The sequence below is a fragment of the Methylobacterium sp. A49B genome (genome assembly GCF_053346215.1).
The window spans coordinates 14,475-39,081 of the sequence record NZ_JBKFBO010000147.1 but is presented as its reverse complement, the minus strand read 5'-3'; the positions used below and the strand labels follow the sequence as shown (position 1 = coordinate 39,081).

Sequence of the window (24,607 nt, the reverse complement as noted above, 5' to 3'; positions counted from 1 at the left end):
TCCGAGCCCGCGCCGCCGGGGCGGCGCAGGCGGGATCAGGCCCGCGGGATCAGGCCCGGTTCTGCCGGTTCTCGATCAGGTCGTCGACCACGGCCGGTTCGGCCAGCGTCGAGGTGTCGCCCAGAGAGCCGAAATCGTCCTCGGCGATCTTGCGCAGGATCCGGCGCATGATCTTGCCCGAGCGGGTCTTGGGCAAGCCCGGCGCGAACTGGATCAGATCGGGCGAGGCGATCGGTCCGATATCCTTCCGGACCCAGGTCACGAGTTCCTTGCGCAGGGCGTCGTCGCCCTCCTCGCCGTCGTTCAGGGTCACGTAGGCGTAGATGCCTTGGCCCTTCACGTTGTGCGGATAGCCCACCACCGCCGCCTCGGCGACCTTCGGGTGCGCCACGAGCGAGGATTCGACCTCGGCCGTGCCCATGCGGTGGCCGGAGACGTTGATGACGTCGTCGACGCGGCCGGTGATCCAGTAGTAGCCGTCGGCGTCGCGGCGGGCGCCGTCGCCGGTGAAGTATTTGCCCGGATAGGTCGAGAAGTAGGTCTGCTCGAAGCGCTCGTGGTCGCCGTAGACCGTGCGCATCTGGCCGGGCCAGGAATCCGCGATGCAGAGGTTGCCCTCGCAGGCGCCCTGCAGGACCTTGCCCTCGGCATCGACCATCTCGGGTCTGACGCCGAAGAACGGCCGGGTCGCCGAGCCGGGCTTCAGCGCGGTCGCGCCGGGCAGGGGGGTGATCAGGATGCCGCCGGTCTCGGTCTGCCACCACGTGTCGACGATCGAGCAGCGCTTGTCCCCGACCACGTTGTAGTACCAGTCCCAGGCCTCCGGGTTGATCGGCTCACCGACCGAGCCCAGCACCCGCAGCGAAGCGCGCGAGGTCTTCTTCACCGGTCCTTCGCCGCCGCCCATCAGCGAGCGGATCGCGGTCGGCGCGGTGTAGAAGATGTTGACCTTGTGCTTGTCCACCACCTCCCAGAAGCGGGAGCTCGAAGGGTAGGTCGGGATGCCCTCGAACATCAGCGTCGTCGCGCCGTTCGCGAGGGGCCCGTAGACGATGTAGCTGTGGCCGGTGACCCAGCCGACATCAGCCGTACACCAGTACACGTCGCCCTCACGGTAGTCGAAGACGTACTGGTGGGTCATCGAGGCGTAGACGAGATAGCCGCCCGTCGTGTGCACGACGCCCTTGGGCTGGCCGGTCGAGCCCGAGGTGTAGAGGATGAACAGCGGGTGCTCGGCCTCCACGGCCTCGGCGGGGCAATCGTCGGTCACCTGTTCGGCGGCCTCGTCGTAATAGACGTCGCGGCCCGCCTCCATGGCGACGGATCCGCCGGTCCGGCGCACCACGACGACGTGATCGACGAGGTCCGAGTCCAGCCGCTTGATCGCCTCGTCGACATTGGCCTTGAGCGGTACCTTGCGGCCGCCGCGCAGCCCCTCGTCGGCGGTGATGACGACCTTCGAGCCGCAGCCCTGGATGCGGGACGCCAGCGAGTCGGGCGAGAAGCCCCCGAACACGATGGCGTGAATGGCGCCGAGCCGCGCGCACGCGAGCATCGCGTAGGCGGCCTCTGGGATCATCGGCATGTACAGCGTGACCCGGTCACCTTTGCCGACGCCGCGGTTGCGCAGGACGTTCGCCATCCGGCAGACCTGCGCGTGCAACTCGCGATAGGTGATGTGCTTGGACTCGTCCGGATTGTCGCCTTCCCAGATGATCGCGGTCTGGTCGCCGCGGGTCTCCAGATGCCGGTCGATGCAATTGTGGGCGACGTTGGTGGTGCCGTCCTCGAACCACTTGATCGAGATCTTGCCGGGCTCGAAGCTCGTATCCTTGACCTTGGAGAACGGCTTCATCCAGTCGATGCGCTTGCCGTGCTCGGCCCAGAAGGCGTCCGGATCCGAAACCGACGCCTCGTACATCTGCCGATACTTGGCATCATCGACGTGAGCGCCCTCGCGCCACGCCGCCTGCACGTCGATCACCTTGCCTTCCATGGCGTTCCATCCCTGTTTGGTGCCCGATCGTATCGCGGCCTTCGCCGCGCAGCCAGGACTTCCAAAGTAACGTAGCCTACATTCTACGATGACGATATCATCGCTGTTCCGCTCGTGCGGATCCCCGATTTGCGAAATAAATTGGGCGCAATGTAAGGGGCTGATTGAGGCCTCGACGCAGCGCTGTCAACCCGACTGCGCGGCCTCGAAACTCCTCGTCGATCCAGGGCGGCGAATACTTCGTCCACCCCTCTCCGCGTCGCCCGGCCTCACTGGTTCGCCGCCCGCCGCGTCGGCATGATGATTTCCACAAGCGTGCCGTCCTCGGCCTGCGCCGCCAGCTGGAGACGGCCGCCATTGGCCTCCACGAGGGCGCGGGGCAGGGCGAGGCCATCCTCTGCCTCCCCGCCGGGGGAGGCCGCCACCGGCGCCGAACCGATTCCCGTATCGCGCACCCGCAGGGCGATGGCCTGTTCGGTCGAGCCGGTGGAGACGATGATCTGGCCGCCGGCCGCCGAGCGCCGGATGGCGTTCTCGATCACAAGGGAGGCGGCCCGGCTGACGGAGCGCTCGTCGGCCTCCAGATTCTCCAGATCCGACGAGAAGCTCGTCCGCATGACGACGCGCCCGCGCGCCGCCTCGGCCTGGAGCCGCGCGACACATTGGGCCGCGACGTCGTTGAGGTCGAGCGGACGTGGCTCGAGCCGCAGGGAGCCGGCTTCCAGGGCAGCGAGATCGAGGAGCTTCCCAACGCGCTCCAGCATCGTCTCACCCGTGACCCTGATCTCCGCGAGGCAACCGCGGTAGCGGGGATCGCCCAGCGGGCCGAACGGCTCCCGCAGCATCGCGTCGGCCAGCTGGACCATCCCGGTCACGGGCTCGCGGAAGGCACGGTCCAGGCGACCGAGGGCCGAGTGCCCGCCCGGATCGGATGGCGTGATGCCCGCGCGTCGGGACGGCCGATCGAGCACGGCCACGCAGCGCCCATCCCCTCGTCCGGGCTTGACGTCGAGGGTCACGTCATGGCCGGCGAGCCTCACGGCACACGGACCCGCGACCGCACCGCGCAGGAGGTCGGCGACGGTCAGCACGCTCTCGCGGTCGAACAGCGCGACGAAGGTGCCGCCGACGACCTCGCGCGGGTCGCAGGAGAACAGCGTGGCGGCGGCGCGATTCACCGCGACGATGCGCCCGGCCGCGTCGATGGTGACGACACCGGTGTCCAGGGCGTCGAGCGCGGCTTCCGCGCCCGCCATCCGTTCGGCCTGCGCCGCGTGGGCCAAACGCTCGGCCGCGAGGGTGTCGGCCGCGTCCGTCTCGTCGAGCGGCCGCACGATCAGGCATTCGGCGGGCGCCTCCGCCCAGGTGCAGGGACCGCACGCGGCTTCCACCGGACAGGCACGCCCGTCTGCCGCCGCCAGCGTTGTCCGGCGCGTGCCCGGATCCGCGCCCGTCTGCCGCGGGAGGCCCGGGAGCAACCCCCCGAGCCCGGCAGCACCGAGGCTCGCCAAGTCGGCATGGCCCGCCAGCTCGAGGAGCCGTCCGTTCGCCGCGAGGATCACGCCGTCCCGATGCACGAGAGCCGGCACGGGCAGATCCGCCAGAATTCCGGCGTCAGGACCCGGTTCATTCGCGGTGCGGGTGTCCGGAGGCCCCGCCTGCGGTCCCGGGAAGGGCATAACCGCGCCGCCCTGCACCCGGGCAGTCTCCGGCTCCGCCTCGTCCCCGGCGTAGCGCGCCCCAAGCGCCCGCGCGATCTCGCGGAAGGCAGCGTGCTCATCCGTAGACAGGGGCGCGGCGGCGGGGGGCGACACGACGGCGGAGGCAGGTGCCGAAGCGGCTTCCTCCACCGGTGCCGACCAGACGGCTTCAACCACGGCCGCCGGACTAGCCCCCACATCGGGGAGCGCCGGCGGCGCGCTGCGGATCAGGCCGAAGCCGCTGTAGCCCGAGTAGGCCGCGTCCCCGCGTCCCAGCGGCGCGCCGGACAATTCCACCTGACAGGAGCCGCTTGCGAAGGCCAACGTCGCGCGCTCGCCGCGGAAGGTACGCCGCTCGCGCATCGCCGCGAGCATCCCGTCGGCGCCGACGATGCGGCCGGCAGCCGCCAGATCCGCCACCCGCTGGCCGGCGAGATCCGCCAGGATCCGGGGGCCCGTGAGCGCGGTCAGCGTGCCCGCGGCGTCGACGTGCCACAGAAAACGATCCTCGCGCTTCGGCGGCTCCGGGGAGGACGCCAGATCGCCGGCCGGGACGCTCGCAGGCGTAGGCGCCGGCTGCTCGTCCGGCCGGCCGTGCTTCGCCCGAGGCAGGGTTACCGGTATCGTAGGGATCACGAGGATCGCGGGGCGACCGTCTTCCTGCAGACCGTGTGCGAGCCAGCAGAGCACGGGCGGTGCGATCCGGCGGAGGTCGAGGCGCAGACGTGCCAGACGCGGCGGGCCATCCGCCGGAGCGGCCGCGGCGATCTGCCGGGACAACGCCGTGACCCCGAGACCCGCAAGGGCGCCCGCGAGGGCGCGCGCCGCCTCCGACGCGTGCAGGATCAGCCCGGCCGCGGGATCGATCACCAGGTGCACGGAGCCGGGCTTTGCCAACGCCTCCGCCACCTGCGGCGCACGCTGCCAGGCCGCGAATGCGGCGGCGAGCCCTGACCCGGCTGTTCCGGCCGTCGGTGTCAACGTCGTCTCCAAAACCCGCGACCTCGAAACCACGCCCGACCACCCGTTCCCGGCGCCCTCCGCCAGAGAAACTCATGCGACCGTAGCGTCTTTTTGCACTCCCTTACGCCGCGACGCTGGACTCTCGCACCAACCGTCACACGTTTACGTCATGTCAACCTTAACGCCATGAGCGCGGGTGGCATATGGGGCCGAATCGGTTATGTTGCACCGCAAAAAGCACCATCCACAGACTTCCTGACGAGAGGAGACGGTACATGAGCAACCCCCCGAACTATGAAGTTCCGGCCGAAATGCGGGATTTCGCCGAGAAGAGCGTCGAGCAGGCGCGCAAGGCCTTCGACAGCTTCATCGGCGCGGCTCGCCGCACCGCCGACACCGTGCAGGGCTCGGCCGAGCTGGCGCGCTCGAACGCCCTTGACGTCTCGTCTCGCGGCTTCGAGTACGCCGAGCAGAACGTGAACGCGGCCTTCGATCTCGCGCAGAAGCTGGTCCGCGCCAAGGACGTGCAGGAGGCGATGCAGCATCAGGCCGAGTTCGTCCGCAGCCAGTTCGCCGCCATCCAGGCCCAGGCGAAGGAGTTCAGCGGCCTCGCCCAGAGCGCGATGCAGCAGGGCGCCGAGCGCGCCAAGTCGGCGATGCAGCAGGGCGCCGACGAAGCGCGCAAGGCCATGGAACAGGGCCAGGACGCCGCCAAGCAGACCGCGCAGAACGCACAGGACGCCGCCGAGCGCGCGTCGCACTGACAGCCGTCTGTAGCGAAACGGGGCTCTCGGCCCGCTCCCGGTCCCGGGAGCGGGCCGTCTCGTTTTCGCCCGTATTGCCCCCGACAGCCGCCGAGCGGACGGGATGGATCCGCCCCGAGCGAAGGGTTCAGGGATGCGCCTCACTGCCTCCGGCCGGACAGGCCTGCGTCGACCATTCCGCATGAGCGTCGCGGCACTGGCGCTCGCGGCCGTGCTGCCCGGCACGACGGCACGGGCCCAATATGTCGAGCGGCCAGGCTACGGGCCGGCCCCCGCCTACGAGGATCCGGGCTACGAGGGTGGCTACCGCCGGCCGCCGCGCCGCGCCGAGCGTGGGCCCGTCGGCTTCAACTGCGACGCGATCCAGCAGGGGCTGTCCGGGCCGAAGCCGTTTTCATGCCCGCTCCCCGGTCCGCGGCCGCTTGGGGCGCGCTGCTTCTGCGATCTGCCGATCGCCTCGTTCAGCCCACCGCAGACCGCGGTCGGGCAGGTCGTCCCCTGACATAAGAGGGCCGCGCACCCGACTGGGGTGGCGCGGCCCGAACTGTACGGAATGGGTCAGGCGCGGGTCCCGCGCCCGCAGTCTCAGCGGTCAGTTCAGCACGACGACCTTGGCGCCGACCTTCACGCGCTCGTAGAGATCTGTGACGTCGTCGTTGGTCATCCGGATGCAGCCCGAAGACACGGCCTGCCCGATCGTGTCGGGCTCGTTGGAGCCGTGGATGCGGTACTCGGTGCTGCCGATATACATGGCCCGGGCGCCGAGCGGATTCTCGATGCCCCCTGCCATGTAGCGCGGCAGGTCGGGACGCCGGGCAATCATCGCCTTCGGAGGCGTCCACGACGGCCACTCGCGCTTGGCGGTGATCTTGTTGGTGCCGCTCCAGCTGAAGCCTGGGCGACCGACTCCGACGCCGTACCGGATCGCCTCGCCGTTGCCGAGCACGTAGTACAGCCGGCGCTCAGCGGTTGAGACCACGATGGTGCCGGGCGCGTAGGGCGCGTTGAACGCCACGATCTCACGGGGAATCGGCTGGACCTGCGCCTGCGGCGCAGCCTGCACGCCTTGGCCATAACCCGGGGCGTAAGTGCCCTGGTAACCGTACTGGCCCTGATCGGAATAATAGTCGTCGGCACTCTCCGTTCCGAACGGATCGTAGGACGACGCCGCGAGCGCGGGCGTAGCGGCAAGAACAGTCACGCCGAGGAGCGCGGCGAGTGCGGTGACCCTGGTCTTCATGAGTGGCCTGCCTGTGCAATAACCTTTGCCATTACAAGCGTGAGCATAGGCAAGCAGTTCCATACATCCGCCGAGAATTTGCTGTCCGGCGGAATACGCAGATAGGCTTGAGCGTGCGTCGCGCCCCTCAGCCCGCTTCGTCGGTGTGGACGTCGAACCGCGCGAGGTGCGCGTAGCCAAAATTGGTCGAGATCGCGCAGTCGGTTGCGTCGCGGCCGCGGGCCATGACGATGCGGCCGATGCGGGGGCGGTTGTGCCGGGCATCGAACGTGTACCAGCGCGGCCCGTCCGGCCCGTCGAGATAGACCTCGAACCATGCCGAGAAGTCCATCGGGGCCGGATCCTTCGGCACGCCGATATCGCCGAGGTAGCCGGTGGCGTAGCGCGCCGGGATGTTCATGCATCGGCACAGCGTGATCGCCAGATGCGCGAAGTCCCGGCACACTCCCTCGCGCTGCATGAAGGCGTCGTGCGCGCTGCGGGTGGCGTCGGCGCGCTGGTAATCGAAGCGGATTCGCTCATGCGTGTAGTCCACGATGGCCTGGACCCGCGCCCAGCCCTCCGGCGTGCCGCCGAACAGCGACCACGCCGTCTGCGTGAGCCGGTCGGTGTCGCAGTAGCGCGAGCCCAGGAGGAAGACGAGGACGTCGTCGGGCAGATCCTGGACCGGGATCTGCCGGGCCTCCGGCACGACGGGATCGGGCAGCCCGGAATCCGCGACCGTGAAATCCGCCGCGACCGTGAACTGTCCGGGTGGCACGACGATCCGATGGCAGATGTTGCCGAACCCGTCGCGGTATTCATGCGCGTCAAGCGGCGGGTCGAAGACGAGCACCTGCGGCGTCAGCAGATCTTCCATCCGTGAGGGATGGACGCTCAGCATCAGGATCATCGGGGTCGGCTGCGACAGCGTGAAGGCGATATCGAAACCCGTCCTGATCTTCATCGTGGCCACCCTGCTCTGTCGCCTGCCGCGCGGAGACGCCACGCACGCTCGTTCCGGGTCCGACGGCTCAACGCGCCAGACCGGGCGGCGACCCGTGCGCGCCGCGGGTCGTCACGTCGGTTGCGGCCAGCGCGACCACGTCGACCTCGACGCGCATCCCGAGATCGTCACTGGCCAGGCCGAAGAAGGAGCCGTGCAGCGGCACGGCCTGTGCGGGGTCGCGCGCCACCGCCACGCGGATCAGGTCGCGATTGCCGACGATGCCGTTGGTCGGGTCGAACTCGACCCAGCCCGCGCCTGGGAGGTAGACCTGCAACCATGCGTGCGTGGACCCGCCGCCGACGTGGCGGGCGCGGTCGTTCCGGGGGTTGTAGAGGTAGCCGGAGACGAACCGGGCGGCCATGCCGAGCGCTCGCACGCCCTCCATCATCAGCACCGCGAAGTCCCGGCAGGAGCCGATCCTGCCGCGCAGGGTGGTCAGGGGATCCTGCACGCCCTTCTCCGAGCGTGCGAGATAGGTAAAGTTCGCCCGGACGCTGCGCGTCATGTCGGCGAGCAGCTCCTGCGTGGGGATGCGTCCCTGCTCGGGCAGGAAGCCGCGCGCCCAGGCGTCGACCTCGTGGCGCGGGTCGGGCCATTGCCGCTCGATCGAGCGGGCCAGATCCGGCATGTCCTCGGCGCCGTAGCCGAATGGGTAATGGGTCGCGTGGGGCGCCAGGGGGAAGACCGGCGCGTGTTCCGGCGTGTGTTCGAGGGTGATGCCGCAATCGAAGGTGAGCGTTTCCGCGCGGGTGTCGAAGGTCGTCACGGCGACGCAATTGCCGAACACGTCGAACATCCAGCGCAGGGAGGCCGGCTCGGGCGTGATGTCGAGCGTCGCCTCGATCAGCCGCTGATCGTAGCTGTCGCGCGGCCGGAACATGATCCGGTGCTCGCCGAACGCAACCGGACGCCGGTACCGGTACAGTGTGCGGTGACGGACGGACAGGATCGGCAACGTCGCGGGCTCCGGGCTGTCACCGATGCGATGGATGGTGATGCAAGGCTTGGGCCCAGCGGCGTATCGCGTCCGCAGGCGACGGGGCCGTCGCTTCTGAGAAGATTCTGTTCCGAGACCGATAAGACAGGCCGGGCGCCCGCCGGAGACACCGCTGGCGATTCGATCAACCGGCCCGTCCTGCCAGGGCGCCGCAGGCGAACCCGGAACCCAGAAATGCAGTAGCTGCGAAAATCCGGCGCATCGGCGGCTCAGGATCCTGGGCTCCGCTGCGCGGTTCCGAAATGACGACCGGCACGTCGACCGATGCCGTGGCGCGTTCAGACCACCGGCGGCGCCGGATCGGCGGCGGCCCTTTCGGCCTCCACCAGCACGTCGAGCGGGCGCCAGGGCTTGGCGATGAACACCGCCTCGGCCGGCAGGTCCGGCCGCGGCAATCCGTGACCGGAGGTGATCACCAAGCGGGCGCGCGGCCAGAGGGTCGCCACCGCGCGGGCGAGCTGGAGGCCGTCCATCTCGCCGGCCAACCGGACATCGGCGAAGACCAGGGCCACGTCTCCGCCGCGCGCCTGCAGCACCGCCAGCGCGGCCTCGGCGCTGTCGCAGCCGACCACGTCGAGTTCGGTCTCCTCGAGAAGGGTCTCGGCCAGGGCGCGGATCTCGGGGTCATCCTCCACCACGAGGGCGAGGCGCGGCTGCCCGGCCTCGGGCGATGCGACCTCCGGCTCGCGCGGGACCACCGCATCACCCTCGGTCTGGCGGACGCGGCGCACTAGGGCGGCGAGGTGCTCGGGCACGCCCTCCGTGACGAGGTCATCGTAGAAGGACGCGAGTGTCCGTCCGATCTGATCGAGCGGAATTCCCGGTGAGAGCGTATCGGTGAGCGGTGGTAATGCGCTCGTCTGATGCTTTTTCAAGGACTCCCCCCGAAGTCGAACGTTCATGCCAGTCCAGGATGCGGCGCCTGGGGAGGAAAGTCGGCAATCCGCCGCTGGTTGCGCGGGACATTTCGAATCCAGCAGCGTCTCGCAGAGGGGTTACTGTGTGGCGAGGCCGGCTTCGGCGTCCGCGTAGGCCATGATGCCGGAGACCGCCCGGACGTTCTGATAGCGCGATCCGCGGGTGCTCATCATCGCCTCGAACTTCTCGTGGACCTGGGCCACCGACAGGCTCAGGGGCTTGCGGTGACGGCCGCGCCCGACGAAGCGCCCGGCGGCGAAGAAGATCGAGCGGTTGGCCCTGGCCGGACCCGGGAGCAGGGCGGCGGCGGCGGCCGCCGGCTTGTTCACGACGTTGGCGAGGAACTCTTCCGCATCGTCCGGCCCGAGGAAGTGGGCGAGGTAGACCTCGCCCAGCGTGAGCTCGCGGCCGATGCGCAGGGCGATGCGGGCCGCGTCGCGCTTCAGCATCTCGCCGGCCATCAGCGCCGAGAGATAGGGGTCGCGGCGCAGTTCCAGCACCCGGGCGCGCTCGGCCTGATCGGTGATCACCGGCCGGTCGTTGGCGTCGGCCGTGATGAGAGCGGCGTCCTTCTCAAGCCCGTACTTGGCGCCGAAGTCCCGCACCACGCCGAGCCAGGTACGCTCGATGAACTGGTAGAGGCCGGTGGCCGAGGAGGTCTTGGCCTGCACCGCGGTCACGAAGCTCGATTCCTTGTCGGCCACCGCCATCAGCAGCACCGGATCGGTCTGCACGGTCTGAGCGGCCCGCACGATCGTCTGCACGAGGTGGCGCCGGATCTTCATCGGGCCGAATTCAAGGATGTCGTTCGGATCGCCGACGGCGCTCTCGGAGAGGAGGAAATCGTACGAGACGCGGTCCACCGTGTTCGAGCCGATGTCGGTATCGAGGTCGTGAACGGCGGCAAAACTAGAGGCGGCGCGCAGGGGCGTCTGCTCAAGGCCGGTGGCCAGGGCGACGGTGTGGATCCGCGGCCGCGGCATCGGCAGCTCGGTGGCGGCCTCCGCGGTCGAGACCGCCGGAGAGAGCCCGACCTTGCCGAGATCGACGCCTGACCCGATCAGGGCGGCGCTGAGGCCACCGGCGATCAGCGAGACGGTGAGCAGGGAGCGAAACAGCGCGGGGCGGCTGCCATGGGCGCGACCCAGCATTGGTTGCGCGGCGATCACGTCGGCGCGGCCGGCGCCGAAATGGCCCTGCTTGCCGGTGATAGTCCTCGGCGATCCGACCGTGCGGCCCTGCATCGTTATCCCGACTCTCCACACGCCGCTGCGGCGCTACGGACACACCATCGCTTGACAGATGTGGCGACAACACGGCCGCGCTTGTGGCCGAGATGCGGCGTCCGAAGGAGATTTCGCGGCAGGGCGACCGTGACTCGCGCGGGATCCCTCCTTAAGAGGGCGCCAAGCGGGTCCTGCGCGCGTGGCGCGCGGCGGCCCGGTTTCCCTGTGTCCTGCCAGAGTCAGCCCTGATGAGCGGCGTCAACGAGATCCGGTCGACCTTCCTCGACTACTTCGCCAAGGCCGGGCACGAGGTCGTGCCCTCGTCGAGCCTCGTGCCGAAGAACGATCCGACGCTGATGTTCACGAACGCCGGCATGGTGCAGTTCAAGAACGTCTTCACCGGGATGGAAAGGCGCGCCTACGATCGGGCTACGACCGCGCAGAAATGCGTGCGGGCTGGCGGCAAGCACAACGACCTCGACAATGTCGGCTACACGGCGCGCCACCACACGTTCTTCGAGATGCTCGGCAACTTCTCGTTCGGCGACTACTTCAAGGACCGCGCCATCGAGCTGGCCTGGACGCTGATCACCAAGGAGTTCGGCCTTAAGCCCGACAACCTCCTCGTGACCGTCTACGCCGACGACGACGAGGCTGCCGGGCTGTGGAGGAAGATCGCCGGCCTGCCGGACGGGAAGATCATCCGGATCGGGACGTCCGACAATTTCTGGCAGATGGGCGATACCGGCCCGTGCGGACCGTGTTCCGAGATCTTCATCGACCAGGGTCCGGCCCTGCAGGGCGGCCCGCCCGGCTCTCCCGACGAGGACGGCGACCGGTTCCTGGAATTCTGGAACCTCGTGTTCATGCAGTACGAGCAGCTGGAGCCGGGGTCGCGCAACCCGCTGCCGCGACCGTCGATCGACACCGGCATGGGCCTGGAGCGCATGGCGGCGATCCTCCAGGGCGTGCACTCGAACTACGACACCGACCTGTTCCGCGCCCTGATCGACGCCGTGGCCCACGCGGTCTCGCGGGCGCCGGAGCCCGGGACGCTCGCCTCATACCGGGTGATCGCCGACCATCTGCGCGCCGCCTCCTTCCTGGTGACCGACGGCGTGCTGCCGGGCAACGAGGGCCGCGGCTACGTGCTGCGCCGCATCATGCGCCGGGCCATGCGCCACGCCGAGATCCTCGGTGCCCGTGAGCCGACCATGTACCGTCTTGTGCCGACCCTGGTCCGCGAGATGGGTCAGGCGTATCCCGAGCTGATGCGGGCGGAGAGCCTGATCGCCGAGACGCTGAAGCTGGAGGAGACCCGCTTCCGCCGGACCCTGGAGCGCGGCCTGTCGATCCTCGGCGCCGAGAGCCGCGACCTCCGGGAAGGCGACAAGCTCTCCGGCGAGACCGCCTTCACGCTCTACGACACCTACGGCTTCCCCCTCGACCTGACGCAGGACGCCCTCAAGGCCCGCGGCGTCGGCGTCGACACCGACGCCTTCGCGGCGGCGATGCAGCGCCAGAAGCAGGCGGCCCGCGAGGCGTGGAAGGGCTCGGGCGAGGCGGCCACCGAGACGGTGTGGTTCGGCCTACGCGAGCGCGTCGGCGCCACCGAGTTCCTGGGCTACGAGACCGAGACCGCCGAGGGCATCGTCACGGCACTGCTGCGCGAGGGCGCCGAGGCGCAGAGCCTGGAGGCAGGCCAGACCGGCCTCGTCCTCGTCAACCAGACGCCGTTCTACGGGGAATCGGGCGGTCAGGTCGGCGATTCCGGACTGATCGTGGCGCCGGGTCTGCGGGCACGCGTCACCGACACCCAGAAGAAGCTTGGCGACGTCTTCGTCCACCATGTCACGGTGGAGGAGGGGAGCCTGAGCCTCGAGCAGCCGGTAGAGCTGAAGGTCGACCACGCCCGCCGCCGGGCGATCCGCGCCAACCACTCGGCCACCCACCTCCTGCACGAGGCCCTGCGGCAGGTACTGGGCGATCACGTGGCCCAGAAGGGCTCGCTGGTGAGCCCCGAGCGCCTGCGCTTCGACATCAGCCATCCGAAGCCGATCGAGGCGGACGAACTCGCCCGCGTCGAGGACATCGCCAACGCGGTGCTTCTCCAGAACGCACCCGTCGTCACCAAACTGATGGCGGTGGACGACGCCATCGCGTCCGGCGCGAGGGCCCTGTTCGGCGAGAAGTACGGCGACGAGGTGCGGGTCGTCTCCATGGGCCTGCCCGTCGACGGCGAGGTCGGTCAGAGCCGGCCGAAGAAATTCTCCGTGGAGCTCTGCGGCGGCACACACGCGGCGCGCACCGGCGACATCGGTGCGATCACCATCGTGGCGGAGAGCGCGGTGGGCGCCGGGGTGCGCCGCATCGAGGCGCTGACGGCGGACGCGGCGCGGCACCACCGGGCCGAGGAGGCGCGGACGCTGGCTGCGCTGGCCGGCATCCTCAAAGCGCCCGTCACCGAGGCGCCTGATCGCCTGACCGCGCTGATGGAGGACCGGCGGCGCCTGGAGCGCGAACTTGCCGACACCCGCCGCAAGCTGGCCATGGGCGGCGAGGCGGGGCCGGGCTCCGGTGCGCGGCAATCCGAGGTCGGCGGCGTCGCCTTCCGACGCTCGGTGGTCGAGGGCCTCGACATGCGCGACCTCAAGCCGATCGTCGACGAGGAGAAGAAGCGTTTGGGCTCCGGCGTCGTGGCGGTCGTCGGCGTGGGACCGGACGGCAAGGCGGGGCTGGTGGTCGGCGTCACTGAAGACCTGACCGAGCGCTACGACGCGGTCGGCCTCGTGCGCGCCGGCGCCGGGGCGCTGGGCGGCAAGGGCGGCGGCGGGCGTCGCGACATGGCCCAGGCCGGCGGGCCCAACGGCGCGGGCGCGGAAGCGGCCCTCGACGCCGTCGAGCAGGCGCTGACCGAGGCCGCCTGAGCCTCGCGTTCGATAAGCCCGCACCGCTGCCGGTGCGGGCTGGAAACGCGTGACGGGACGGCCGTTCCCAGCTTACTTGCTGCCGCCTCCGCTGCCGCCGCTGCCCTGCGGCGCCACCCGCGACGGTTGGCCGGCATTGCCCGCCGCCGCCGAGTCGGTGGAGATCGTATCGGCCGGTCGGCCGGTGGGCGAGACGGTGACGGCCGGATCGTTGCCGGTCGAATTCGGCTGTTGGCTCACCACCCCCGGCGATTGAGGACCTGGTGCGACAGGCCTGTCGACAGTCTGGGCGGCGGCCGGAGCCACGGACGCGAGGGCCAGGAAACCGGCGAAAACGGTGCGGATCATGGGAATCCTTGTTGGGTCCAGATCCGGAGAACTTGAATCGCGCGCGATTGATCCCGCGTTGTTGCGACGCGGCGGATAGAATCCGCATCGATCGTCACAGCAACGATCTGGGCCCGTCCCGACAGCCGGAAGCAACACCCGCGCAATCCATCGGCAGGCGCAGATGCAGATCATCACCGCAGGCGAGCGTGCCCGCGGCGCCACGGCCATGAGCGCCGATTGCCGACCCGCCAGCTTTACTTGACCCGGGTCCAGGTCTGCCGCTTGCAGAAGACGCTCATCACGCAGCCCGCCACCTCCAGCGTGCTGGGCCCGGTCAGCTTAAGCGAGCCGGAATAGGTCTTGCCGTCGTTCGGGTTGTAGAGCGTGCCGCTGAACCCGGCCCCGTCGGCCTGCGGCGCGCTGAGGATCTGGATGCCGACGACGCTGCGCTCGCGCAGGGCCGGATCTGGGTTCTTGGCGTCCAGACCCTTGCCGGGGGCGCTCACGATCGTGCCGCAGAAGCCGCCGCCGCAGGGCGCGATCCGGACCCGCGACGTGCCTGTCTCCGTGAGCCACGTCCCCGAAGGATCGGCAGCCTGGGCCGAGCCGGCCAGTAGGACAGCCGCCAGCGCGGCCAGGATCCCCGGACGTACTTCGAAACGCATCCCGTCCCTCCCGTTCGTCGTCTTACGCGCCTGCTTACCGCGAAGCTTGCGGCAGCGCACTGCCCAAGTAGGTCTCCACCACCTCGCAGAACGGTTGTCCGGCTCCGGTGGAAAGCACGGCGTCGATCTCAAACAGCGGGTCGGTGGGCCCGGGCACCGCGTCCGCGCTCGGGCCGCGCACCGCGACCGTATTGCGCACCGGCGCCAGGGTTCGGACCACCCGGCCGAAGGGCGTGCGGGTGCCGTCGAGGACGGCGTTCATCTCGGGCGTCAGCCGGGCCGGGACGTACCAGTTGTCCGCCTCCGACAGGACGCGGTTCCCGCAGGCGAGCCGGACCCGCCGGTACCGCACAGGCTCGTCCGGGCCGATCGCCAGCCGGGACCGCTGCGCGGCGGTGAGCGGCTTGTCGGGTCCCGGGAGGCGCTCGGCGACGAGATGGGGATCCGCAGCCAGATTGTGGTCGGCGCACCAGCTCTCAAGGGCGAAGGTCGCGCTGTGGGCGGCCAGGATCCGGCTTCGCAGCGATTCGATCAGTGCGGCGTCGTGTGAGCCGGGCTCCGGATCCGGGGCGACCGCAGCTTGCGCCAGGGCAGCGCGCGGCACGTTCACCGCCAGCAATGCCAGAGCGAACACCAGGACGACAGGAAGGGGCCAGCTGTCCCGCTGCGAGGCGAGCCCGCGGTCAGCCCGAAGTCCAGTCGAGACCGATCGTCGGGGCAGCCATCCATAGCACCACGGCATCGCGACACGCATCCTCCCGAACGAAGTCCCGGCTCCAGCGGAGCGGCCGAAGACGCGAGGCTTGGCCCGACACCGCGAAGGGAGCGATCACCACGGCCGAGCCTGACGGCTAGGCGCGAGATCTAATTAGGAAAAGCCGGTCGGTCGAGACGGCCGCGTGGCGTCGGCACTGATCACGTGTCGCCGCCGGACATGTCGGAAGCGATCTCCGTCATGACAACTTCAGGCCCGCCGCGTCGCGGCGGGGAGGTCGGTACAGAGACCGAGCGCGACTTCGGCGGTCAGGCCGATCGTCTCGCCCAGAGTCGGGTGCGGATGGATCGTGCGGCCGATATCGGCGGCATCCGCGCCCATCTCGATCGCGAGTGCGATCTCGCCGAGCATGTCACCCGCACTCGGGCCGACGATGGCGCCCCCGACGACGCGCTTGGTCCCCGCGTCGAACAGCAGCTTGGTCACCCCGTAATCCGCGCCGTTGGCGATGGCCCGGCCCGAGGCCGCCCAGGGAAAGCGCGCCACCTCCACGGACCGGCCGGCCGCCCTGGCGGCGGTTTCGGTCAGACCCACCCAGGCGATCTCCGGATCCGTGTAGGCCACGGACGGAATCACGCCGGCGTCGAAGCCGGCCTTGTGCCCCGCCGCCACCTCGGCGGCGACATGGCCCTGATGCACGGCCTTGTGGGCGAGCATCGGCTGGCCGACGAGGTCGCCGATGGCGAAGATATGGGGCACGCCGGTCCGCATCTGCGCATCGACGGACACGAAGCCGTTCTCCACCGACACCCCGGCCGCGTCGAGGCCCAGGCCCGCCCCGTTCGGGCGTCGGCCCGCCGCCTGGAGCACGAGGTCGTAGGTTTGCGGTTCGGCGTCGCCCGCCAGCACGACCGTGATGCCGTCAGGCCCCGCACTGGCCGACACGACCTCGGCGCCGGTCAGGACCCGGTCGAAGCGGTGCGCGTTCCGCTTCGTCCACACCGCCACGAGATCGCGGTCGACGCCCTCCAGCAGGTTGGGCAGGCGCTCGACCACGTCGACCCGGGCACCCAGCGCGCTGTACACGGTCGCCATCTCCAGGCCGATGATGCCGCCACCGATCACCAGCAGCCGCTTCGGCACGAAGGGCAGCTCCAGGGCGCCCGTCGAGGTCACGATCCGCGGGTCCTCCGGCAGCATCGGCAGCGCCACCGGAGACGAGCCCGCGGCCACGATGGCGCGCGTGAAGGGAAGGTTGCGCTCGCCGCCCGCGTGGAGCGCGACCGAGACCGTGTTCGGTCCGGTGAAGCGCGCGGTGCCGCGGACCACCTCGACCTTGCGCTGGCGCGCCATCTGGGCGAGCCCGTCGGTGAGGCGGCGGACGGTGCCGGCCTTGAAGCTCCGGAGCTTCTCCAAGTCCACCGACGGGGCACCGAAGCTGATGCCGTGCGCGGCAAGGCGCGTGGCTTCCTCGGTCACCGCGGCGACGTGGAGCAGCGCCTTGGAGGGGATGCAGCCGACATTGAGACAGACCCCGCCGAGCGTCGCGTCGCGCTCGACGAGGACCACCCGCCGGCCGAGATCGGCGGCGCGGAAGGCGGTCGCGTAGCCGCCAGGGCCGCCGCCGATCACCAGGACGTCGCAGGCCGCGTCGCCGCCCTCGCCCGGAGGGGGACGGGTCTCGGCCGCTGCGGACCGGGGTTCCGGATCCGCCGCCGGGGCATCCGGCCGAGCCTCGGCCGCCGGCGCAGGCGCCCCGGTTGCGAGACGGGCGACGAGCGTGCCGGCCGAGACCTTGTCGCCCAGGCCGACCAGCATCTCCACCAAGCGGCCGGCGATGGGGGAGGGGATGTCCAGCGTCGCCTTGTCGGACTCGACCACCAGCAGGGTCTGGTCCTTGGCGACCACTTGGCCGGGTGCCACCGGGATCTCGATGACGGGCACGTCGGCGTAATCCCCGAGATCGGGAACGCGGATGTCGTGGGTCTCGGGCATGGCGGGTGCGGTCACAGCAGGGCGCGGCGCAGGTCGGACAGGACCGAGGCCACGTGGCCGAGGAAGCGGGCGGCGGCGACGCCATCGACCACACGGTGGTCCCAGGACAGGCTCAAGGGAAGGATCAGGCGCGGCTGGAAGGCTTTGCCGTCCCAGACGGCCTCCGTCCGGGAGCGCGCGGCGCCCAGGATCGCGACTTCGGGGGCGTTGATGATCGGCGTGAAGCCGTCGCCCCCAATGCCGCCGAGCGAGGAGACCGAGAAGCAGCCGCCCTGCATGTCGGAGCCCGCCAGCGTCCCGGCCCGGGCCTTCTCGGCCATAGCGGCCATCTCGGTGGCGATCTCGATGAGGCCCTTGCGGTCGCAGTCGCGCACCACCGGCACCATCAGGCCCCTGGGCGTGTCCACCGCGAAGCCGACATGGACATAGTCCTTCAGCACGAGGTCGCCGCCCTCCAGGGAGGAATTGAACCGCGGATAGGCGCGCAGCGCCGAGGCCGCCGCCTTGATCAGGAAGGCCACCATGGTGACCCGGGCGGGCGGCGTGCGCGTCTCCTTGTTGAGCCCGACGCGGAACGACTCGATCTCGGTGACGTCGGTCCGGTCGAAGTTGGTCACGTGAGGGATTGTCAGCCAGTTGCGGCTGAGATTGGCCCCCGAGAGGCTCTGGATGCGCGACAGCGGCTCGCGCCGCACCGGCCCGTACTTGGCGAAGTCCACCTCCGGCCACGGCGGGAGGCCGGCGCCGATGCCGGAGGCGGCCGCGGGCGTCGGGGCTGGTGCGTTGAGGGCTGCTTTGACGAAGGCGTGCACGTCCTCGCGCAGGATCCGGCCCTTGGGCCCCGTCGCCGGCACGCCGTCGAGGCTCACGCCGAGTTCGCGGGCGAGCTGGCGGACGGACGGGCTGGCATGCACGTCGCCGCGGGTCGCGGCCATCGGCTGGTCGGGCGAGACGCTCATTTTCCCACCCCCCTCTGGGGGGGAGGGTGGTCCCCGAAGGATGTTGGGCTGGGGTGAAATCCCGGAAGAGGGGAGCGCGGGTGCAGAAGCGGACTCGGCCTGCGTGGAGGCAAAGGCCTTATCCTGAGTCGGCGCTCCGCTCTCCCGACCCTCGCTCACGCGAGGGCCATCCTCCCCCGCAGAGGGAGGAGGGAGGTCGCGCGTCGCATCTGGGTTGTTACCCTCCACAGGCTCCACCGTCAGGATCGGCGTCCCTTCCGACACCTTCGTGCCCACCGCGACCAATAATTCGCGCACGATGCCGGCGACCGGGGAGGGGACCTCCATGGTGGCCTTGTCGGACTCGATGCTCAGGATCAGGTCGTCCACCGCGAGGCGGTCGCCGGGCTTCACCAGAAGCTCGATGACCGGCACGTCCCGGTAGTCGCCGATATCCGGAAGGGCGATCTGCAGCGCGGCGCTCATGCGGGCGGATTTCCGTGGGTCGGGCGTTCGGAGAAGGGGCGGGACAAGCGGCGTCCCCGCGACGGGGCGTCCTGCCTCAGATCGTCCACGGCGCGGGCGCGTCCGCCGCGATGCCGTAGCGGCGGAGCGCGTCCGCCACTGTGGCGCGCGGCACCGTGCCGGCCTCGGCGAGCGCGTGCAGGGCCGCGATGACGACATGCTGCCGGTCGACCTCGAAGAACCGGCGGAGCGCGCTTCGGGTGTCGCTGCGGCCGAACCCGTCGGTGCCGAGAGTGACGAAGCGCGCGCCGACGTAGGAGGCGATCAGCTGCGGGTAGGCCCGGACGTAGTCGCTCGCCGCGACGATGGGCGCTGTGCCCGGCAGCAACGCCGCCACGTGGCTGACCGGCGCCTCGGCCTCCGGGTTGAGCATCGCCTGCCGCTCGGCCTCGCGGGCATCGCGGGCCAGCTCGCTGAAGCTCGTCACGCTGAACACCTCGGCCGCGACGCCGAAATCCTGCGCGAGCATCGTCGCCGCCGCGATCACCTCCGGCAGGATCGCCCCGGAGCCCAGGAGCCGCACAGCGGCGCTTCCTTGTCCGGCCTCCGGTCCCGACAGGCGGTACATGCCCTTCAGGATGCCGGCCTCCGCCCCCTGCGGCATTGATGGCTGGGCGTAGTTTTCGTTCATCGCGGTGAGATAGTAGAAGGCGTCCTCGCCCTCCTCCATCATCGCCCGGGCGCCCCGATCGACGATCACCGCCATCTCGTACGCGAAGGCCGGATCGTAGGCGCGGCAGTTCGGGATCGCGGCCGCCTGCATGTGGCTCGACCCGTCCTGGTGCTGCAGCCCTTCGCCCCCGAGGGTGGTGCGGCCCGCCGTGGCGCCGATCAGGAAGCCGCGGGCCCGCTGGTCGGCCGCCGCCCAGATCAGGTCGCCGACCCGCTGGAAGCCGAACATCGAGTAGTAGATGTAGAACGGCAGCATCGACAGGCCGTGGACGCTGTAGGACGTGGCCGCCGCCGTCCAGGACGAGATCGCCCCGGCCTCGGTGATGCCCTCCTCGAGGAGCTGCCCGTCCCGGGCCTCGCGGTAGTAGAGCATGGAGCCGGCATCCTCCGGCTCGTAGAGCTGCCCCTGCGGCGCGTAGATCCCGACTTGCCGGAACAGGTTGGCCATGCCGAAGGTCCGCGCCTCGTCGGCGACGATCGGCACGATGCGCGGCCCGAGATCCTTGTGCTTCAGGAGGTTGCCGAACAGGCGCACCACCGCGGTGGTGGTCGACATCTCCTTGCCGGCGGCCTCGAGGGCGAAGCCCGCGTAGGTGGAGAGCTCCGGAACCGGGACCGTCGGCGCCGTGCGGCGGCGGGCCGGCAGGACGCCGCCGAGCATCTCGCGCCGCTCGCGCAGGTAGCGCATCTCGGCGCCGTCCTCGGCCGGCTTGTAGAAGGCCAGGCCCTCCACCTGCGCGTCCGACAGCGGCAGGGCGAAGCGGTCGCGGAAGGCGCGCAGCGCGTCGACGTCGAGCTTCTTGGCCTGGTGGGCGGTCATGCGCGACTCGCCCGCGCCGCCCATGCCGTAGCCCTTCTTGGTCTTGGCCAGGATCACCGTCGGCCGGCCCTTGGTGGCCTTGGCGGCCGCGAAGGCCGCGTAGAGCTTGCGGAAGTCGTGGCCGCCGCGCTTGAGCCGGTCGACATCGGCGTCCGACATATGGGCGACGAGCTCGCGCACCTCCGGATCCTCGCCGAAGAAGTGCGCGAGGTTGTAGGCGCCGTCCTTGGCGCCCAGCGTCTGGTACTTGCCGTCGACCGTCTCGGCGAAGCGCCGCAGCAGCGCGTGGTTGGTGTCGCGGGCGAAGATCCCGTCCCACTCGGAGCCCCACAGCACCTTGATGACGTTCCAGCCGGCGCCCCGGAACAGGCTCTCCAGTTCCTGGATGATCTGCCCGTTGCCGCGCACCGGCCCGTCGAGCCGCTGCAGGTTGCAGTTGATCACGAAGGTCAGGTTGTCGAGACTCTCGCGCGCCGCCAGAGCCAGGCCACCGATCGACTCGGGCTCGTCCATCTCGCCGTCGCCGAACACGCCCCAGACATGCCGGCCGGTGGTGTCGGCGAGGCCGCGGTCGCCGAGGTAGCGCATGAACCGCGCCTGGTAGACCGCGTGGATCGGGCCGATGCCCATGGAGCCGGTGGGGACCTGCCAGAAATCCGGCATCAGCCAGGGATGCGGGTAAGAGCAGAGGCCGTCGCCGGCGATCTCCTGGCGGTAGTGCTTCAGCTGCTCCTCGGAGAGCCGTCCCTCCAGGAAGGCCCGCGCGTACACGCCAGGCGCCGAGTGCGGCTGGAAGTAGACGAGATCGCCGTCCGTGCCGCCCTTGAAGAAGTGGTTGAACCCGACCTCGAACAGCTCCGCCGCCGAGGCGTAGCTCGCCACGTGGCCACCGAGCTCGCCGTAGGCCATGTTGGCGCGGACCACCATGGCGAGCGCGTTCCAGCGCATGATCGAGGTCAGGCGCTCCTCGATGTCGAGGTCGCCCGGGTAGCGCGGCTGCTTCTCCAGCGCGATCGTGTTGCGGTAGGGCGAGTAGGGCAGGGCCTCATCGAGGATGCCGATCTCCTTCGAGCGCCGCTCCAGGCGGTCGAGGATGAACCGCGCCCGGGCCGCACCCTCGGTGCGGAAGACCGATTCCAGCGCGGCGAGCCAGTCCTGGGTCTCGGCCGGGTCGTGATCGACCTCGGCGGACCGCGCGATGGTGGCTTTCGGCGGTATGGCGTTCATCGGCGCGGCCTCCCCTGTGGCGCCGGATCATACGAGCATCCCGGAGGCGTGACATACCGATTATTTGCTTCCTTGCGCCGAATGGCGGATCAATCAACCTCTGAGTGACGGTTCTTCGGCAAACCGTTCCGGATGTGGCGCGGCCCGCGTGGTGCGGCCCGACGCTATGATCGATCCAAGGCAGGCGGAGAACGCGCATGGCTCAAGCTCCGGGAACGCTCGACGCCGCGAGCCTGCGCATCCTCGAACGGCTCCAGCAGGACAGTGAGATCAGCATCGCGGAGCTGGCCGAGCAGGTCGGCCTCTCGACGTCGCCCTGTTGGCGCCGGGTCAACGACCTGAAGGAGGCCGGCATCATCCGCGGCTGCGTCGCGGTGGTCGACCCGCTGAGCCTCGGGCTCGCGGTCAACGTGTTCGTCCACGTCTCGCTGGAGAAGCAGACCCAGGCGGCGCTCCGGGCCTTCGACGAAGCGGTGCGAAACCGCCCGGAGGTGATGGAATGCTACCTGATGAGCGGCGAGGCCGACTACATGTTGCGCGTCGTGGTGGAGGATCTCGGCCAGTACCAGAAGCTCGTGCTGGACCACCTCACGCGGATCCCGGGCGTCGCCAACATCCGCTCGAGCTTCGCTCTGGGGCAGGTGAAGTACACGACCGCCCTGCCGCTCGGGCACCTGACCCGCTGAACGCTTTCGGTCGAAAGCGACAGATCAGGACCGCCGACAAACCCACGATTTAAAGTCTGAGACATCCCGGTCTCTCGTGCGGAGGCCTGGCCCGGCCGCGTCGAACGAGAGATGAATGGTGGAGCCTAACGGGATCGAACCGATGACCTCTTCCATGCCATGGAAGCGCTCTCCCAGCTGAGCTAAGGCCCCACTTTCTGCACCGCAGTTTGGGTCCCGCGGTACCTCGCCGGTCCGTCTGGCGTCCGGCGAGGCGGTTCTATAGGCGGCTCACGCCGCGGACTCAACCCCTTTTTTCGCGATTTCCCGGGGTCTCGTCGGGGAGGCGATCACCGCCTCAACTCTCCTCGTCGTTCTCGATGTCGCCGTCGATCAGATCGGACACATCGTCGTCGCCGCTATCCTCCTCTTCGAGGAAGGTATCGTCGTCGGCCGTGTCCCCGTCCTCGGCCGTGTCGTCCTCCGGCGTCGGATCCGCCTCGTCCTCGGCGGCCTCAACCTCATCGAGCGAGACCATCTCCGGACCCTTCTCGTCCGTCTCATCCTCGTCGTCGTTGTTCGGAGCCCGCGATAGGGCCGGGGCGGAAACACGGCTGGTGGCAGCCGCCTGATAGACTGCGCCGCATTTCGGGCAGACGGCGGGGTCGCGGGCGAGGTCGTAGAACTTCGCGCCGCAGCTCATGCACTGGCGCTTCAAGCCAAGTTCCGGTCGGGCCACGGGCGGACACCTCTGTCGTCAATGCTGTCTCGGGGGAGGGGCCCCGTTAGTCGCGGGCGTCGCCCCTGTCAATCGAGCTGAAGACCTCTGTCGCCGCGCGGGCCGTTTCCGCGTAAGGCCCCGGATGACGCGGGGCATCACGCGTGTTAACCGCGCGGCGCATTCACGGTCCGATTGCAGCGCCGCGGCGAAGCCGCGCGACCCGCCGGATCCCGGCCCACCCGCAGAGCCCGAACGGACGTCCCGTGTCGCACGATTCGCCTCCAGAGCCCCTCACCGCCGTGCCGGGAACGGCCCTCCGGGGGCGCCTGCGTCCGCCCGGTGACAAGTCGATCTCCCATCGGGCGATGATCCTCGGTCTCCTCAGCGAAGGCGAGACCCGGGTCGAGGGGCTGCTCGAAGGGGACGACGTGCTGCGCACCGCCGCCGCCGCGAAGGCGCTCGGGGCCGGTGTGGAACGGCTCGGCGAGGGACGCTGGCGGGTGCGCGGCGTCGGCATCGGCGGCCTGGGCGATCCGGCCGCGGTGCTCGATTTCGGCAATGCCGGAACGGGCTCGCGGCTGATGATGGGCGTGGTCGGCGGCCAGCCGGTCACCGCGACCTTCGATGGCGATGCTTCCCTGCGCTCGCGGCCCATGCGCCGGATCCTGGACCCGCTCACCCAGATGGGCGCCCAGGTTCTGGCCGAGGCCCCGGGTGGACGCGTGCCGCTGACCCTGCGCGGCCTCAGGGAGGCGATCCCGATCACCTACGAGACGCCGGCGGCCTCGGCGCAGATCAAGTCGGCGGTGCTGCTCGCCGGCCTCAACGCGCCGGGCACCACGACCGTGATCGAGGCGGCGGCGACCCGTGATCACACGGAGCGGATGCTGCGCCTCTTCGGCGCCGCGGTCAGCGTCGAGCCCCACGGGCCCGGTGGTTATGGTCGCCGGGTCGCGCTCACCGGACAGCCGGCCCTGCGCGGCACCGACGTGGTGGTGCCGGCCGATCCGTCCTCGGCCGCGTTCCCGCTGGTGGCGGCCCTGATCGTCCCTGGCTCCGACGTCGTGATCGAGGGGGTGATGATGAACCCACTGCGGACCGGTCTGATCACCACGCTCCTTGAGATGGGTGCGGAGATCGAGCGCGTGGCCGAGCGGGAGGAGGGCGGCGAGACCGTGGCGGACCTGCGGGTGCGGGCGAGCCGCCTGAGGGGCGTCGACGTTCCAGCCGAGCGCGCGCCCGCGATGATCGACGAGTACCCCGTCCTGGCGGTGGCGGCGAGCTTCGCGGAGGGCCGGACGCGGATGAACGGCCTGCACGAACTGCGCGTCAAGGAATCCGACCGCTTGGCGGCGGTGGCCGCGGGGCTGGCGGTCAACGGCGTCCGCCACACGGTGGAGGGCGACGACCTCGTGGTGGAGGGCGACGGCACGGCGGCCAGCGGCGGCGGCACGGTGGCGACCCATCTCGACCACCGCATCGCCATGGCGTTCCTCGTGATGGGGCTCGCCACGCGCGAGCCGGTCACGGTGGATGACGGGGCGATGATCGCCACGAGCTTCCCGAGCTTCCTGCCGACCATGCAGGCCCTCGGCGGGCGGATCGGGGCCTGATG

Annotated in this window: 19 protein-coding genes and 1 tRNA gene; 5 read left to right on the top strand and 15 right to left on the bottom strand. The window is 70.1% G+C overall.

From position 1 onward, the window contains the following. Window positions 1-49 precede the first annotated feature (49 nt). Window positions 50-1,996: an acetate--CoA ligase gene (gene acs / locus ACLBX9_RS30310; RefSeq protein WP_447721526.1), complete on the bottom strand. Its 1,947-nt coding sequence runs from the start codon at window positions 1,994-1,996 to the stop codon at window positions 50-52. Between the two features lie 269 nt (window positions 1,997-2,265). Next, a complete protein-coding gene (locus ACLBX9_RS30305; protein ID WP_447721525.1) occupies window positions 2,266-4,677 on the bottom strand; it encodes a sensor histidine kinase in 2,412 nt (803 codons plus the stop codon). A gap of 257 nt (window positions 4,678-4,934) precedes the next feature. Here ACLBX9_RS30305 and ACLBX9_RS30300 point away from each other — a divergent pair, with 257 nt between their 5' ends. Next, window positions 4,935-5,423 (top strand): phasin, encoded by a 489-nt coding sequence (locus ACLBX9_RS30300; RefSeq protein WP_010683860.1) that lies wholly within the window; start codon window positions 4,935-4,937, stop codon window positions 5,421-5,423. A gap of 133 nt (window positions 5,424-5,556) precedes the next feature. Next, window positions 5,557-5,925, top strand: coding sequence for a hypothetical protein (locus tag ACLBX9_RS30295; protein ID WP_447721524.1), 369 nt, complete (start codon window positions 5,557-5,559; stop codon window positions 5,923-5,925). A 90-nt stretch (window positions 5,926-6,015) separates the two neighbouring features. Here ACLBX9_RS30295 and ACLBX9_RS30290 read toward each other — a convergent pair whose 3' ends face one another. From ACLBX9_RS30290 to ACLBX9_RS30270, 5 genes are all read right to left on the bottom strand, one after another. Then, window positions 6,016-6,663 (bottom strand): L,D-transpeptidase, encoded by a 648-nt coding sequence (locus ACLBX9_RS30290; protein WP_010683862.1) that lies wholly within the window; start codon window positions 6,661-6,663, stop codon window positions 6,016-6,018. A 127-nt stretch (window positions 6,664-6,790) separates the two neighbouring features. After that, window positions 6,791-7,609, bottom strand: coding sequence for a transglutaminase-like domain-containing protein (locus tag ACLBX9_RS30285; protein ID WP_010683863.1), 819 nt, complete (start codon window positions 7,607-7,609; stop codon window positions 6,791-6,793). A 67-nt stretch (window positions 7,610-7,676) separates the two neighbouring features. Then, window positions 7,677-8,606 carry a transglutaminase family protein gene (locus tag ACLBX9_RS30280; RefSeq protein WP_447721523.1) on the bottom strand — a complete coding sequence of 310 codons (930 nt, stop codon included), beginning with the start codon at window positions 8,604-8,606 and terminating at the stop codon, window positions 7,677-7,679. Window positions 8,607-8,926: 320 nt separating this feature from the next. Then, on the bottom strand, window positions 8,927-9,523 hold the full coding sequence (locus ACLBX9_RS30275) for a response regulator (protein ID WP_447721522.1): 597 nt from the start codon (window positions 9,521-9,523) through the stop codon (window positions 8,927-8,929). Between the two features lie 120 nt (window positions 9,524-9,643). Beyond that, window positions 9,644-10,810 carry a transglycosylase SLT domain-containing protein gene (locus ACLBX9_RS30270; protein WP_447721521.1) on the bottom strand — a complete coding sequence of 389 codons (1,167 nt, stop codon included), beginning with the start codon at window positions 10,808-10,810 and terminating at the stop codon, window positions 9,644-9,646. Between the two features lie 230 nt (window positions 10,811-11,040). Between ACLBX9_RS30270 and alaS the strand changes: the two genes are divergently transcribed. After that, complete coding sequence (alaS, locus tag ACLBX9_RS30265) at window positions 11,041-13,719, top strand: alanine--tRNA ligase (RefSeq protein WP_447721520.1); 2,679 nt, start codon at window positions 11,041-11,043, stop codon at window positions 13,717-13,719. A gap of 72 nt (window positions 13,720-13,791) precedes the next feature. Here the strand turns inward: alaS and ACLBX9_RS30260 are convergent, their stop codons facing one another. The 6 genes from ACLBX9_RS30260 to mdeB form a co-directional block, all read right to left on the bottom strand. Continuing rightward, window positions 13,792-14,067 (bottom strand): hypothetical protein, encoded by a 276-nt coding sequence (locus tag ACLBX9_RS30260; protein ID WP_010683868.1) that lies wholly within the window; start codon window positions 14,065-14,067, stop codon window positions 13,792-13,794. 236 nt (window positions 14,068-14,303) lie between these two features. Continuing rightward, window positions 14,304-14,714 (bottom strand): DUF2147 domain-containing protein, encoded by a 411-nt coding sequence (locus tag ACLBX9_RS30255; RefSeq protein WP_010683869.1) that lies wholly within the window; start codon window positions 14,712-14,714, stop codon window positions 14,304-14,306. 34 nt (window positions 14,715-14,748) lie between these two features. Continuing rightward, window positions 14,749-15,348, bottom strand: a complete 600-nt coding sequence (locus ACLBX9_RS30250) for a hypothetical protein (protein WP_447721519.1) — start codon at window positions 15,346-15,348, stop codon at window positions 14,749-14,751. A 330-nt stretch (window positions 15,349-15,678) separates the two neighbouring features. Then, window positions 15,679-17,424 carry a dihydrolipoyl dehydrogenase gene (gene lpdA, locus ACLBX9_RS30245; protein ID WP_447721518.1) on the bottom strand — a complete coding sequence of 582 codons (1,746 nt, stop codon included), beginning with the start codon at window positions 17,422-17,424 and terminating at the stop codon, window positions 15,679-15,681. Between the two features lie 11 nt (window positions 17,425-17,435). Further along, on the bottom strand, window positions 17,436-18,848 hold the full coding sequence (locus tag ACLBX9_RS30240) for a 2-oxo acid dehydrogenase subunit E2 (protein WP_447721517.1): 1,413 nt from the start codon (window positions 18,846-18,848) through the stop codon (window positions 17,436-17,438). A 76-nt stretch (window positions 18,849-18,924) separates the two neighbouring features. Beyond that, complete coding sequence (mdeB, locus tag ACLBX9_RS30235) at window positions 18,925-21,606, bottom strand: alpha-ketoglutarate dehydrogenase (RefSeq protein WP_447721516.1); 2,682 nt, start codon at window positions 21,604-21,606, stop codon at window positions 18,925-18,927. A gap of 197 nt (window positions 21,607-21,803) precedes the next feature. Between mdeB and ACLBX9_RS30230 the strand changes: the two genes are divergently transcribed. Beyond that, on the top strand, window positions 21,804-22,292 hold the full coding sequence (locus tag ACLBX9_RS30230) for an Lrp/AsnC family transcriptional regulator (RefSeq protein WP_010683874.1): 489 nt from the start codon (window positions 21,804-21,806) through the stop codon (window positions 22,290-22,292). 116 nt (window positions 22,293-22,408) lie between these two features. Here the strand turns inward: ACLBX9_RS30230 and ACLBX9_RS30225 are convergent. Both ACLBX9_RS30225 and ACLBX9_RS30220 read right to left on the bottom strand, forming a co-directional pair. After that, window positions 22,409-22,484, bottom strand: a tRNA-Ala gene (locus tag ACLBX9_RS30225). A 145-nt stretch (window positions 22,485-22,629) separates the two neighbouring features. Continuing rightward, window positions 22,630-23,010, bottom strand: a complete 381-nt coding sequence (locus ACLBX9_RS30220) for a TIGR02300 family protein (protein ID WP_447721515.1) — start codon at window positions 23,008-23,010, stop codon at window positions 22,630-22,632. Between the two features lie 245 nt (window positions 23,011-23,255). On the opposite strand from ACLBX9_RS30220, the gene aroA reads away from it, so the two are divergent. After that, complete coding sequence (aroA, locus tag ACLBX9_RS30215) at window positions 23,256-24,605, top strand: 3-phosphoshikimate 1-carboxyvinyltransferase (RefSeq protein WP_447721514.1); 1,350 nt, start codon at window positions 23,256-23,258, stop codon at window positions 24,603-24,605. Window positions 24,606-24,607: the final 2 nt, after the last annotated feature.